Origin of the sequence: Rhizobium sp. WCS2018Hpa-16 (assembly GCF_031843705.1) — a bacterium.
Taxonomy (GTDB): Bacteria; Pseudomonadota; Alphaproteobacteria; order Rhizobiales; family Rhizobiaceae; genus Agrobacterium; species Agrobacterium tumefaciens_C.
This window is the reverse complement of the sequence record NZ_JAVTIX010000001.1, coordinates 141,258-155,045: the sequence shown is the minus strand read 5'-3', so window position 1 is coordinate 155,045 and position 13,788 is coordinate 141,258. Positions and strand designations below refer to the sequence as shown.

The following is a 13,788-nucleotide window of genomic DNA, read 5'->3' as shown; positions in this document are numbered from 1 at the left end:
GCAAAACCGTATACGTCAATTGACGTAGGTGGGGTGGCGAAACAGGAACGCCAGACCATTCGTTATGAATGTGAGCCAACCGGCCGAGCGGGGGGTGCCGCAATCAGTTATGCGGCTTGTCCTTGTCACCATCGGCAATGGCTTGCTGGTGATACCAGCTGTCGAAATCGATATGCGTCTTAGGTGAGGTCATGGTTGGTCCTGTCGTGACGACTGCGTTGCGCATGCCCTTGAAGCCTGCACGGCCCCCGACGGGGAACTGATAGATCGTGGCACTTTCCAGATGCGGTTCACTTCTCATGACATCCACTCTTTCGTTGAACAGCCAGCGTTTTTGCCTCATCTCGAATATACTCTCAAAAACGCCAAAAAACACCCCTCCTGATTAAAAAAATATCACAAAGCCTATTTTTTAGGCGGCCCATGATCTCCATGGCGCAAAGAACAGTCTTTATGCAGATATCGAGCGAAATTTCGAAATTTTCTAACGAAAAATCCACTTCGCTAAAGAAACGGCATCATTTTTGACCAAAAATGGGCTTTGCCCTGCCAAAAGCATCGGGAATCACTGTGTTTTTCAAAAAAGCGCACTGCGCCGTTTCTAAGGTTTCTGACTCGAAATCACCCATTCGCACGAAAAAAAGACGACGTCCGTTCGTGCACCCGTCAAACTGGCACGGGGAATGCTTCTATAGGGACAGCACTTGAAAGCGAGGGTCGTCTGAAAGGCGGTTTGCTCGCGACGAGAATATCAAGGCTTCGCATCTTAACCTATGAGAGGTTCGCAATGACTAAGTTTAAACTCGAGTACATCTGGCTCGATGGTTACAAGCCGGTAGCAAACCTGCGTGGCAAGACGCAGATCAAGGAATTCGACGAATTCCCGACACTCGAGCAGCTTCCGCTCTGGGGCTTCGATGGCTCTTCCACCCAGCAGGCCGAAGGCCATAGCTCGGATTGCGTTTTGAAGCCCGTCGCTATCTATCCTGATCCAGCCCGCACAAACGGCGCGCTCGTCATGTGTGAAGTCATGATGCCGGATGGCGTTACGCCACACGCATCCAACAGCCGCGCAACCATTCTGGAAGACGAAAACGCCTGGTTCGGCTTCGAGCAGGAATACTTCTTCTACGAAGACGGTCGTCCGCTTGGCTTCCCTGAGCAGGGCTACCCAGCTCCGCAGGGCCCTTACTACACAGGCGTCGGCTACAAGAATGTCGGCTCCATCGCACGTGAAATCGTTGAAGAGCACCTCGACCTCTGCCTCGAAGCAGGCATCAACCACGAAGGCATCAACGCCGAAGTGGCCAAGGGTCAGTGGGAATTCCAGGTTTTCGGCAAGGGCTCCAAGAGCGCTGCTGACCAGATCTGGATCGCTCGCTACCTGCTTCTTCGCCTCTGCGAAAAGTATGGCATCGACGTCGAATTCCATTGCAAGCCACTCGGCGATACCGACTGGAACGGCTCTGGCATGCACTGCAACTTCTCCACCAAGTTTATGCGTGAAGTTGGCGGCAAGGAGTATTTCGAAGCGCTCATGGCTGCATTCGAAAAGAACTGGAAAGAGCACATCGACGTTTACGGCCCAGACAACCATCTGCGTCTGACCGGCAAGCATGAAACAGCGCCTTGGAACAAGTTCTCCTACGGCATTGCTGACCGTGGCGCGTCCATCCGCGTTCCACACTCCTTCGTCAACAACGGCTACAAGGGTTACCTCGAAGACCGCCGCCCCAACAGCCAGGGCTGCCCTTACCAGATCGCTTCCGTCGTTCTGAAGACGATTGCTGAAGTGCCTCTCGCACAGTCCGCTGCTGCCTGATAATTTGAATATGGCGTCGCCCCCACGGGGCGGCGCCATTTTTCCATTCCGCCACAAGACCCCGCACCATTTCCAGGACCATGGGTCTGGATGAGTGAAATGTCTCCCAAACAGGCGATGGAAACCCGGCATGGCCGCACGGCAACGCATCATCCCCATCAGGCGCGAATATAATCGCTGGGTCGCCAACCAGACGCTGGAAGACTATGCGCTGCGCTTCACCGCAAAAAGCGCCCGGCAGTTTTCATCCAGCCGAATCTCGCACACCGCCATCGGCGCCATCTCTTTTCTCGCGCTCGAAGCCATCGGCGGCGCAATCACGCTCTCCTATGGCACGACCAATGCCTTCTTTGCCATTCTCGTCGCCGCAACCGTGATGCTTGTCGTGGGCGTGCCGATCAGCCGGTACGCGATCCGCCACGGTGTCGATATCGACCTGCTGACACGCGGCGCAAGCTTCGGCTATATCGGCTCCACCATCACCTCGCTCATCTATGCTGCCTTCACCTTCATGCTGTTTGCCATCGAGGCATCTATCATGTCCGGTGCACTGGATCTGGCGCTCGGCATACCCCTATGGATCGGATACATCATCTCCGCCGTCATGGTCATTCCGCTGGTCACGCACGGTGTGCGGCTCATCAGCCGTTTCCAGATCATCACGCAGCCCTTCTGGATCGTTCTCAACATCCTGCCCTTCATCTTCATTGCGTTTCTGGACTGGGAGAAATTTGATCTATGGCGGGCTTTCGCAGGCATCCATCACGCATCTGGTCCACCCGGCACGACAGCCGATTTCAACCTGATCGAATTTGGCGCAGCCTCTGCCGTCATTCTGGCGCTGATGTCGCAGATCGGCGAACAGGTGGATTTCTTGCGCTTCCTGCCCGCAGAAGGAAAACTCAAGCTGCGCCACCGCTTCGCCGTATTTCTGGCGGGCGCGGGCTGGGTGCTGGTGGGCGTGCCAAAACTGCTGGCGGGGTCTTTCCTCGTCGTGCTCACCTTCAGCTCCGGCGTGCCGGTGGATCGCGCCGCGGATCCCTCGCAAATGTATCTCACCGCCTTTGGCTACATGATCCCCAACGAGAACGCGGCCATGTTGCTGATGGTGGCCTTTGTGGTGGTATCGCAGCTCAAGATCAACGTCATGAATGCCTATGCCGGCTCGCTGGCATGGTCCAATTTCTTCTCCCGCCTCACCCACAGCCACCCGGGCCGTGTGGTCTGGCTGGTCTTCAACGTTCTGATCGCACTTCTGCTCATGGAGCTTGGCATCTACAGGCTGCTGGAAGAAACGCTGGGTATCTTCTCCATCATCGCAATGGCGTGGCTTTGCACCATCTCCGCTGATCTCTTCATCAACAAGCCGCTGGGCCTTGCACCACCCGGCATCGAATTCAAGCGCGCCCATCTTTACGATATCAACCCGGTTGGCGTCGGCACCATGGCGCTGGCAGCCACAATTGCGCTCACCGCGCATTTCGGCCTGTTCGGCGGCATCGCAGCCTCCCTCGCACCTTATCTTACCCTCGTCGTCGCCTTCACCGTGTCCCCCTTGATTGCCTGGGGCACAAAGGGAAAATTCTATCTGGCCCGCAAACCGCGACAAAGCTGGACAGAAGCCAGCAGCATTACCTGCTCGATCTGCGAACACCCATTCGAGCCCGAAGACATGGCCTGGTGCCCGGCCTATGCCGCACCCATCTGTTCGCTGTGCTGTTCTCTCGACAGCCGTTGCCACGATATGTGCAAACCAAAGGCCAAGCTGAATTATCAGGTTGCCAGCGTCGCACGCACCTTCCTGCCCCATGATCTGGTTGCCCGGCTCTCCAGCCGGTTGGGCCGCTATGCCATGTCGGCGGCACTTGCCATTGCCCTATTGGGTGCAACGCTGGCGCTGATCGCTCATCAGGTGGGCACAGCATCGCCCGCGACGGTTGATGTCGTCAATCGCACCATTCTGGCAGTCTTTTTCGTGTTCGCAGTCATTGCCGGGATCGTCTGCTGGTTTCTGGTGCTGGCCCATGACAGCCGTGTGGTGGCAGAGGAAGAATCCACACGCCAGAACACGCTTCTGCTGAAAGAAATTGCCGCGCATAAAAAGACGGATGCGGCATTGCAGAACGCGAAAGACACCGCCGAAGCTGCAAACCGCGCGAAAAGCCGATATGTCGTTGGCCTCAGCCACGAGTTGCGCACGCCACTGAACGCCGTTCTCGGCTACGCGCAGATTCTCGAGCGAGACGAGACCATCCCCCAGCCGCGCCAATCCGCCATCAAGGTCATCAGGCGCTCCGCAGACCACCTGTCAGGCCTGATCGACGGTCTCCTCGATATTTCCAAGATCGAAGCAGGACGGTTGCAGGTCTACTCCAACGAAATCAACATTCAGGATTTTCTCGACCAAATCATTGATCTCTTCCGGCCGCAGGCACAGGCAAAAGGGCTGGAGCTGAAACATGAACGCACACGAGCTTTGCCGCAATATGTCCGCACCGACGAAAAACGACTCCGCCAGATCCTCGTCAACCTGCTGTCCAACGCCATCAAGTTCACGGATGCGGGCACGGTGGAATTCGACGTCGCCTATCGCAGTCAGGTCGCGACGTTTACGATCCGCGACACCGGACGCGGCATTGCCGAAAAGGACCTGAGCCGCATCTACGAACCGTTCCAGCGCGGCGAGGCTGAAAGCATTCGCCCCATGCCGGGCCTTGGGCTTGGGCTGACGATTACCCAGCTTTTGACCAACACGCTGGGCGGTGAGATTTCCGTCGTCAGCGAGAAGGACAAGGGGTCGACGTTCAAGGTTCGGCTCATGCTTTCCGCCGTCCACCGCCCCAACACCGCCCCGGCGCTGGAAAAGACGATCTCCTCCTATTCCGGCCCCCGCCGGACCATCGTCGTTGTCGATGACAATGAGGATCATCGCGAATTGATGCGGCAAGTGCTTGGCCCGCTCGATTTCGTGGTGCTGACGGCGCAAAGCGGCCCGGATTGCCTGACGCTCATAGAAGGCGTGCAGCCCGATCTTTTCCTGATCGATATTTCTATGCCCGGCATGAGCGGCTGGCAGCTCGTCTCCAAACTGCGCGAAGCAGGCCAGACAGCGCCACTCATTATGCTCTCGGCCAATATCGGCGATGGCTCCATTGCAGGCGCCGGTAAAGACAACCACAACGACACGATTGTCAAACCCGTCGATATCAGGCGGCTCTGTGACAAGCTCGCCGTGCATCTGGGCCTCACCTGGCTTTATGAGACGGATAGCCCAGCGTTGCCAAAACCTGCCAAAGCCGAAATCATCTCCCCCGGAGCGGAGCATGTCAGGGATTTGCGCCAGCTGGGTGAGATCGGCTATATCAGAGGCATCGAGGCAAAGCTTGCCGATCTGGCCCGGACCGAGATCAATGTCGCTTTTACGCAAGAGTTGGCGACCTATGTCCAGGGTTTTGATATGGCAGGCTACGCCGCATTTCTCAGCCGTTTCGAAAATCCCTCACCACAGGAGCGTCAGCCATGAGCGTATCGTCTGCCGCGCTTGCAAAGGACATCGTGCTTTTGGTGGATGACAGCCCGGATGCGCTGGGCTTTCTCACCGACGCGCTGGAACAATCCGGCTTTTCCGTGCTGATCGCCACGTCGGGACAGGCCGCGCTCAACATTGCCGAACGCATCACGCCCGATATCATCCTGCTGGACGCCGTCATGCCATCCATGGATGGTTTCGAGACCTGTACGCGCCTGAAGGCCAACGCGGCTGTTACGCAAGTGCCGGTTATTTTCATGACCGGACTGACCGATACGGAGCATGTCGTGCGCGCGCTTGAAGCAGGTGGAGTCGATTATCTGACCAAGCCGATCAATATCGATGAGCTGCGCGCCCGCATTCGCGTCCACCTCTCGAACGCTCGCTCCGCACAAAGCGCGCGCGTTGCTCTGGATGCCGCAGGCCGCCATCTGCTGGCCGTGCGTGCCAATGGCGCCATTCACTGGTCCACTCCCCAAGCAACAAGGCTGATCAATGCTGCGACGGGCCGCGATGACGGGCTGGAAATCGTTTCCCAACACATCGCCGAGTGGCTGGCCAACCGCGCCAACGAAACCTTGCGGGACGCGCCCCTCACCATCCAGCAAGCCGATCGCGCCACGTTGCAACTGACGTTTCTAGGGGCGATGGGGCCGGATGAGCATCTGTTCCGACTGACCGCTGCCAGCGATAAATCAGCCGATGAAATGCTGCGTCAGCATTTTTCCCTGACCGTCAGGGAATCGGAAGTACTGCTCTGGATTGCCAAGGGCAAATCCAACCGCGATATCGGCGATATTCTCGGCCTCTCGGCCCGCACCGTCAACAAGCATCTGGAACAGATTTACGTCAAGCTCGGCGTCGAAAACCGCGCATCTGCCGCCGTCAAGGCGGCTCACATCCTGCACGATACATAGCAAAACGGGCGCAGATCATGCGCCCGTTTTTTGAAGAAGGTGAAGGCTCGGTTAGCGGCAGATGCGAGTCTTCTTCACTACGACACGACCGTGGTAATTCGTGCGAACCTTTTTGACGAAGCAATCACGCGAGGCGCGCTGGTGATGGCGCGGACGATATTCTTCACGCACTGGCTTGCGAATAACGCGCTCGGTCGTCGTTACCGTGACGGTTTCCGCGTAGGACGGCGCGACGAACGTGAAGATGGAAGAAACAGCGATCAAAGACGAGATGATAAGGGTTTTCATGATATGACCTTGTTGTTGGTGCCTATGAACGCTGGATGACCCGTTCGGTTCCCCTTTTCTCTTTTATTACGGCGAATGGCGTCCGCGCCCGCACCATCATGGGGCAACAGAAGCAGGACCATGGAGATATGAGAAGTAATTCCGATAGGTATATCGTCATTTCCGGCTGCTCCGGCGGCGGCAAATCTACCCTGTTGGCGGAACTGGCGCGGCGCGGTTACACCACGATTGAAGAACCCGGTCGCCGCATCGTCAGACAGGAAACGAGCGCCCGGGGATCAGCCCTTCCATGGGTCGACATGGCAGCCTTTGCGCGTCGCGCCGTGGCCACGTCCCTTGAGGATCGCGACCATGCCCCGGCCAAGGGCTGGGTGTTTTTTGACAGGGGATTGATAGACGCGGCCTCCGCCCTTCACGCAGTGTGCGCAGACGGGCTGCTTCATGACCTGAAAAGCGACCACCGCTACAATCGCCGCGTCTTCCTCACGCCACCATGGCCTGAAATCTACGTGTCCGATGGCGAGCGGCAACATGAATTTGCGGCAGCTGTCTCCGAATACGACCGACTCCTCCGCGACTATCGTGCCCTGAACTACGAAACCACTGTGCTCCCGAAAGTCACCGTCATCGAGCGCGCCGATCTCGTTCTGGACATGCTGGGCTGAGGCGGTGTCAACGCTCTTTCAGCAAGCGTGACAGGGTCACAAGCTCAAACCCCTTCTGGCGCAATCCGTCTATGATCAGCGGTAGAGCCTGACGGGATACTGCACGGCTGCGATACATCACGTGCAAAAGGATGATGGACCCATTCTTCGCGTGATCAATGACATATTGCGCCAGAGCCTCCGGGCTCTCAGACACATCGGGATAGGATTCTGGCTCCACATCCCACATGATTGTTTTCCGGTCTTGCCGGGAAAGATACCAGGGCAGGCTCACAAGCTTCTTGCCGAACGGCGGACGAAACAGAATTTCACCCTCATAGCCTGCGGCACGGATGGCAGCATCGGTGCGCTCCACCTCGTCCTTAACGCGGGCTACACCCATGAATGCCATGTTGGCATGCGTATAGGAATGGTTGCCGATCTGATGGCCCGCGTCGATGATCATTTTCGTCTGAGCCGGGTTTTCGCCAATCTCCTTGCCCGTCAGGAAAAAGGTCGCCTTGGCATTTCGCTCCTTGAGAATAGCGAGAACGTCATGCGTGAAGCGGGCCGATGGCCCATCATCCAGCGTCAGGGCAACAACCGGCTTGTCGGTTTCAACCCGCGCAATGATGTCGCCGAACAGCTGCGAGCTGCGCGATTTGCTGTAGACATGAACGCCGAGTGAACTGGCAGAGATGACAACAAGAACAATCAGTCCAGCAGCATATCGCATGAATTTCTACACCACCCTTGATTGCACAACCGTGACGGACATGGTGTTGCTATCTTTGGTGACGGTATTGTGGCGTTTGCCGCAAAAGCGCGCCGGAAAACGAAAAAGCCCGGCATCGCTGCCGGGCTTCTGGATTGGTTTTATAAGGCTTACATCTGCTGGAAGTAGCTGTACTTGCCGTCTGGGCCCTTCTTCCACTCGTACATGACGTAGCCAGGCGCCTTCGGGTCGCCCTTTTCGTCGAAGGAGAGTTCGCCGAGAACGGTGGAGAACTTGCCCTTCTTCATAGCAGCAGCAACAGCTTCTGCGTCGAGCGAGCCTGCATCCTTTGCAGCAGCAGCAATCGTCTGCAGCGCAGCGTAGGAGTAGAGCGTGTAAGCTTCAGGGTTGAAGCCTGCGGCCTTGAACTTGGCAACCAAGTCCTTGTTAGCAGGGTTGATGGTTGGATCAGGGCCGAACGTGTTCAGCGTGCCTTCAACAGCGTCACCAGCGATGGAGGCCAGTTCGTTGGAAACAATGCCGTCGCCCGAAACGAGCTTAGCCTTCAGACCCTGGTCAGCTGCCTGACGGATGATGAGACCAGCTTCTGTATGGAGACCACCCCAGTAGATGATCGAAACGCCAGCTTCCTTCATCTTCGCGATCAGCGCAGAGAAGTCCTTGTCGCCAACGTTCACGCCTTCGTAGATGGCTTCTTTCGCGCCAGAAGCGTTGAGCGTCTTGCGTGTTTCATCGGCAAGGCCCTGACCGTAAGGGGTCTTGTCGTGAACGATGGCTACCTTGGCACCCTTGAACTTTTCAGCAAGGTATTTGCCGGCAACGCTGCCCTGCTGGTCGTCACGTCCGCAGGTGCGGAATGTGTTCCAGAGGCCGCGCTCGGTGAACACAGGGTTGGTCGCGGCAGGCGTGATTTCGAGGATGCCGTTCTCTGCGTAAACTTCAGACGCCGGAATGGAAACGCCGGAGTTGAAGTGACCGACAACGAACTTTACGCCATCAGCAACAAACTTGTTGGCAACCGAGATGCCCTGCTTTGGGTCGGAAACGTCGTCGCCAAGTACAATCTTGATCTTTTCGCCGTTAATTCCGCCAGCAGCATTGATGTCTGCCGCAGCCTGCTCAGCACCCTTCTGGAGCTGTGCACCAAAAGCCGCATTCGGGCCTGTCAGAGGGCCGCCAACGCCGACGAGAATGTCAGCATAGGCAGAACCACTGAAGGCGACCATTGCGGTCAGCGCAACTGCGGAAAGAAGAGACTTCTTCATTATATTACTCCCAGTTCCATGGTTGGGTTGATTATCCCTGCCTGCTCAGCACCCACCTTAACTGCGCAAGCTGTTCCACTCTCGCGAGTATTCTGAATTCAGAACAACGCCGCTGTCAATCTTTCTTCTTATAAGAAAAGGATGAAGTTCGATCATACAGCCAGTAGTAGTTATTGACCATCTGGCTGGTGCGGCGCATGCGAAATCCAACCGTTGCAAAAGCCAGCAATACTGTAACATCTATCAGGTAATAGAAGCCATTCAGCATCGGACCTGCAAACAGCGCATAGTGCATGAAACGCATCACGACGCCCAGCAGCAGCGTGTAAAGAACGACCCGCGGGTAGCTCTCCCAGCTCTCTGCAACGGACTTGCCCGTGCGCCATGCCGTCCAGAACCCCAGCAGCACCACCAGCCCTCGCAAGATATAACGAACACCGCTGTCGCTCTCGAAAAAAAGTCCCTGCATCTTTTTCCCCATCAGTAACCCTGCATCACCATGACAGGGCCTGTCTTTTTGTGGCGCCCGCCGTTTGCCGGCAGACTTTATCGTTATCTGTGATCTGCCCGTCGACCCCTGCGGGACCAGACCAGGCAACCAGCGATCAGTGACGACCGCCTTCGAGATAGGCAGCCCGGACTTCCGGATTGGCCAGCAACTCCCGGCCAGAACCGCTCATCGTCACCTTGCCATTGACCATGACATAGGCCCGGTCTGACAGCTTCAATGCGGCAAAAGCGTTCTGTTCCACGAGAAAGACGGTCAGGCCCTCTTCCTTGTTCAGCGTCTTGATCGCTTCGAAGATGCTCTTGACGATCAACGGAGCGAGGCCAAGCGATGGCTCATCCAGAAGAAGAAGCTTCGGACGAGACATCAATGCACGACCGATGGAGAGCATCTGCTGCTCGCCACCCGACAAGGTGCCACCACGCTGGGCCTGACGTTCCTTCAAGCGCGGGAACATCGTGAAAATCTTTTCCACGTCTTCCTTGAAGTATTTCAGATTGTCCAGATTGGCACCCATCTGGAGATTTTCCAGAACGGTCATGCGTGGAAATATGCGACGGCCCTCGGGCGATTGCGCGATACGACGACGCGCAATCATATGGGTCGGCACGTTGGTAATGTCTTCACCATCGAAAATGACAGAGCCTGAACGCGCTTGCGGGCTGCCGCAGATCGTCATCATCAACGTCGACTTGCCAGCGCCGTTAGCACCAATAAGGCTGACGATCTCGCCCTTGTTGACGTGTACATCCACACCGGCAAGGGCGCGGATATTGCCGTAATAGGTTTCGACGTTCTGGACTTTGAGAAGGGCTTCACCGGACATCAAACCGTTCCCCCATCAAGTTCTTCTGCAATCACTTCTTCCACTTCATCATCCTCGACACCCAGATAGGCGGCGATGACCTTCGGGTCGTTCTTCACATGATCAGGCGTGCCATCGGAAATCTTGCGGCCATATTCGAGAACCACGACATGGTCGGAAATCTCCATGACCACAGACATGTCATGCTCGATCAGAAGCAGGGACGTGCCTTCAGCCCGGATGCCACGCAACAGGTTGTTGAGCGCAAGCGATTCCTTCGGGTTGAGGCCAGCAGCCGGCTCGTCGAGGCAAAGAAGCTCAGGTTCGGTGCACATGGCGCGGGCAATTTCCAGACGGCGCTGTGCGCCATAGGGAAGATCGCCAGCAGGATCATCGGCCCGGTCGGTCAGCTCTGCCTTATCGAGCCAATATTTGGCCTTCTCGATCGCCCCTGCGGCTGCCTTCTTGTAAACCGGCATGCCGAGCAGACCGAGGAAGGTGTAGCCCGACGCCTTCATCAAGGCGTTGTGCTGCGCGACCAGCAGGTTTTCGAGAACCGTCAGGCCGGAAAACAGCCTGATGTTCTGGAAGGTACGCGCAACCTTGGCCTTCTTGGTGATTTCGAAATCCGGCAACCGCTCGAGAAGATGCTCCTCACCGGTTTTCCGGCACATCGTTATCATGCCCATCGTCGGCTTGTAGAAGCCGGTGATGCAGTTGAAGACGGTTGTCTTGCCTGCACCGTTTGGACCGATCAGAGCAGTGATCTCGCCACGCTTCGCCTCGAAGGAGAAGTCGTTGATGGCCATCAGACCGCCGAAGCGCATGGATAGATGTTCGACTTTGAGAATCGTGTCTTGTGTCATGTCAATGTTCCCGGAAGCCATCAGCCGTGACCTTCCTTGGTGAAGCTGCCGGAGATGGACTTGCGCTCCTTCAGGAAGGCCGTGGGTTCGCGAGAACCAACAAAGCCGCGTGGTTTGAACAGCATGACGATAACCATCGCCAGACCGAACAGCAGCATACGGTAAAGTTCCGGCGTGAAATCAGGACCGAAGACGTGCTTGAGGAATTCCATTTCACGCAGCAACTCTGTGCCACCGACCATGACGACCGCCGCGATGGCGATACCTGTCAGCGACCCCATGCCGCCAAGAACGACGATGGCGAGAATGACAGCGGATTCCAGGAACACGAAGCTTTCAGGCGATACGAAACCCTGACGAGCCGCGAAGAATGAACCCGCGAAACCACCGAACATCGCGCCTGTTGCAAAGGCTGTGAGCTTCGTCTTGACCGTATCGATACCGAGCGAGCGGCAAGCAATTTCGTCTTCGCGCAGCGCTTCCCACGCACGACCGATCGGCATGCGGCGCAACTTGATCGTGACGTAGGCGGTGAGCATGCACAAAAGCAGGATCACGTAGAACAGGAAGATCTTGTAGTAGGATGAGGACATCGGCAGGCCGAAGACCTTGGCGAAGTTGTTTGGTGCGCCAACATCGAAAGACCAGATACCGAAAATCGATGCTTTCGCGATGCCGGAAATACCGAAGGTTCCCTTGGTGACCTCAGTCCAGTTCAAAAGCACAAGCCGGATGATTTCACCGAAGGCGAGCGTCACGATGGCGAGATAGTCGCCGCGCAGTCTCAAAACCGGGAAGCCAAGGATGATGCCCCAGAACGCAGCCAGAATACCGGCCATCGGAAGCAGAACCCAGAAGGACAGACCGAAATAGCTGGAAAGAAGCGCGTAGGAATAAGCACCGACCGCATAGAAGGCCACATAACCCAGATCGAGCAGGCCGGCGAGACCAACGACGATGTTCAAGCCCCAGGCCAGCATCACATAGATGAGGATCTGGATGCCGAAGTTATCGACAAGCTTCAACGATCCCTGAAAGCCGAACAGACCCACGGCGATGGCCGGGTAAATCAGCAGGAAGACCAGGGCGATCTTCAGGAAGTGCTTGTGGAAGAAGCCTTTATCCTCGGAAATTTCCAGAATTCCGGTCTTCGCCTTCGCCATCTTCCGACGATCGAAATGCGGACGCAGGAAACCGACGACGAGGAAGCGACCGACCGCTGCGACGCCGACGAAGATGGCCAGAAGGCCCCAGCGCGTGCCCCAGATCAACTGGTTGTTGATATCCTGATAGGTCACGATACCGACATAGAGAATGAACATTCCCAGCGAGACGAGACCTGCGAAGAAGCCTTCTTTCACAGCCTGAGCCATCACGCTTGGACCAGGCGTTTCTTTTTCAGAAGCGATATTTGCCATGATCTTAAACCTTCTCGACTTCCGGACGGCCGAGAATACCGGTCGGCTTGAAAATCAGCACGAATGCGAGGATGGCGAACGCCGCAACATCCTTGTAGGCGATGGAGAAATACGCAGACCATAGGCTCTCAATAAGGCCGATCAGCAATCCGCCGAGCACCGCGCCGGGCAGCGAACCAATGCCACCGAGAACAGCGGCGGTAAACGCCTTCACGCCCGGAATGAAGCCATCGTTGAAGGACGCAACACCGTAATACATCAAGTACATGGAGCCTGCGACCGCGGCGAGTGCGGCACCCATGACGAAGGTGATGGAAATCGTACGGTCGACGTCAACACCCAGAAGTGCAGCCATCTTGCGGTCCTGCTCGGTTGCGCGCTGCGCACGGCCAAGAGGCGTCTTGTTGACGATATACCAGAAGGCAAGCAGCAGGACGGACGTGATCACAACGATCAGCAACTGCTTCAGCGAAATCGTGATGGCGCCGAAATGGTAGACATCCGTCACCAGCGTCGGGATCGGCTTGTTGCGCGGGCCCTGCGTGACCTGAATGAAGTTGGACAGTGCAATCGACATGCCGATGGCGGTAATCAGCGGCGCAAGGCGGAATGAGCCGCGCAGCGGGCGATAGGCCACACGTTCAATCGCCCAGTTCCACAGGCCGGTCATCAGCATCGCGACGACCATCATGACCAGAAGAAGGATCGCGACCGGAATACCGGCAAAAAACGATGTGAGAATAAGGAAGACGATCAATGCAGCGAAGCCGCCAAGCATGAAGATATCGCCATGGGCGAAGTTGATCATGCCGATAATGCCGTAAACCATCGTATAGCCGATAGCGATGAGGCCATAGATCGAGCCAAGAGTCAGCCCGTTTATGAGCTGCTGGACGAAGTACTCCATATCTTTCCCCCGGACCTATTCTCTGCGAAACAGGTCTCGTTATGTTGCTTCCGGGGGCTGCATTTTTTGTCCCCCTTGTCTAA

13 protein-coding genes are annotated in these 13,788 nt (G+C 56.5%); 4 read left to right on the top strand and 9 right to left on the bottom strand.

Annotation, left to right across the window (positions count from 1 at the left end):
• Positions 1-103: 103 nt before the first annotated feature.
• Positions 104-301 carry a DUF2735 domain-containing protein gene (locus tag RQI55_RS00835; protein WP_042617775.1) on the bottom strand — a complete coding sequence of 66 codons (198 nt, stop codon included), beginning with the start codon at positions 299-301 and terminating at the stop codon, positions 104-106.
• A gap of 486 nt (positions 302-787) precedes the next feature.
• Here RQI55_RS00835 and RQI55_RS00830 point away from each other — a divergent pair, with 486 nt between their 5' ends.
• The 3 genes from RQI55_RS00830 (at position 788) to RQI55_RS00820 (ending at position 6,268) form a co-directional block, all read left to right on the top strand.
• Positions 788-1,822 carry a glutamine synthetase beta-grasp domain-containing protein gene (locus RQI55_RS00830; protein WP_042617444.1) on the top strand — a complete coding sequence of 345 codons (1,035 nt, stop codon included), beginning with the start codon at positions 788-790 and terminating at the stop codon, positions 1,820-1,822.
• A 130-nt stretch (positions 1,823-1,952) separates the two neighbouring features.
• Positions 1,953-5,345, top strand: a complete 3,393-nt coding sequence (locus RQI55_RS00825; protein WP_311272336.1) for an ATP-binding protein — start codon at positions 1,953-1,955, stop codon at positions 5,343-5,345.
• On the top strand, positions 5,342-6,268 hold the full coding sequence (locus RQI55_RS00820; protein WP_243255191.1) for a response regulator: 927 nt from the start codon (positions 5,342-5,344) through the stop codon (positions 6,266-6,268). The genes RQI55_RS00825 and RQI55_RS00820 overlap by 4 nt, the downstream gene beginning before the upstream one ends.
• Before the next feature lie 51 nt (positions 6,269-6,319).
• Here the strand turns inward: RQI55_RS00820 and RQI55_RS00815 are convergent, their stop codons facing one another.
• On the bottom strand, positions 6,320-6,556 hold the full coding sequence (locus RQI55_RS00815; protein ID WP_042617447.1) for a hypothetical protein: 237 nt from the start codon (positions 6,554-6,556) through the stop codon (positions 6,320-6,322).
• Positions 6,557-6,684: 128 nt separating this feature from the next.
• On the opposite strand from RQI55_RS00815, the gene RQI55_RS00810 reads away from it, so the two are divergent.
• Complete coding sequence (locus RQI55_RS00810) at positions 6,685-7,221, top strand: AAA family ATPase (RefSeq protein WP_243256928.1); 537 nt, start codon at positions 6,685-6,687, stop codon at positions 7,219-7,221.
• A gap of 7 nt (positions 7,222-7,228) precedes the next feature.
• Here the strand turns inward: RQI55_RS00810 and RQI55_RS00805 are convergent, their stop codons facing one another.
• From RQI55_RS00805 to RQI55_RS00775, 7 genes are all read right to left on the bottom strand, one after another.
• Positions 7,229-7,936: a polysaccharide deacetylase family protein gene (locus RQI55_RS00805; protein ID WP_311272337.1), complete on the bottom strand. Its 708-nt coding sequence runs from the start codon at positions 7,934-7,936 to the stop codon at positions 7,229-7,231.
• 149 nt (positions 7,937-8,085) lie between these two features.
• Positions 8,086-9,201, bottom strand: a complete 1,116-nt coding sequence (locus tag RQI55_RS00800) for a branched-chain amino acid ABC transporter substrate-binding protein (protein ID WP_042617449.1) — start codon at positions 9,199-9,201, stop codon at positions 8,086-8,088.
• Between the two features lie 115 nt (positions 9,202-9,316).
• A complete protein-coding gene (locus RQI55_RS00795; RefSeq protein ID WP_243255189.1) occupies positions 9,317-9,670 on the bottom strand; it encodes a DUF6867 family protein in 354 nt (117 codons plus the stop codon).
• A gap of 136 nt (positions 9,671-9,806) precedes the next feature.
• Positions 9,807-10,535: an ABC transporter ATP-binding protein gene (locus RQI55_RS00790; RefSeq protein WP_243255188.1), complete on the bottom strand. Its 729-nt coding sequence runs from the start codon at positions 10,533-10,535 to the stop codon at positions 9,807-9,809.
• The gene (locus RQI55_RS00785) at positions 10,535-11,401 is read right to left on the bottom strand and encodes an ABC transporter ATP-binding protein (RefSeq protein WP_274604072.1); all 867 of its coding nucleotides are present in this window, start codon (positions 11,399-11,401) and stop codon (positions 10,535-10,537) included. Before RQI55_RS00785 ends, RQI55_RS00790 begins: the two co-directional genes overlap by 1 nt.
• Positions 11,401-12,753 (bottom strand): high-affinity branched-chain amino acid ABC transporter permease LivM, encoded by a 1,353-nt coding sequence (gene livM, locus RQI55_RS00780; protein ID WP_409233693.1) that lies wholly within the window; start codon positions 12,751-12,753, stop codon positions 11,401-11,403. The genes RQI55_RS00785 and livM overlap by 1 nt, the downstream gene beginning before the upstream one ends.
• Before the next feature lie 49 nt (positions 12,754-12,802).
• Complete coding sequence (locus tag RQI55_RS00775) at positions 12,803-13,705, bottom strand: branched-chain amino acid ABC transporter permease (RefSeq protein ID WP_042617454.1); 903 nt, start codon at positions 13,703-13,705, stop codon at positions 12,803-12,805.
• Positions 13,706-13,788 lie beyond the last annotated feature (83 nt).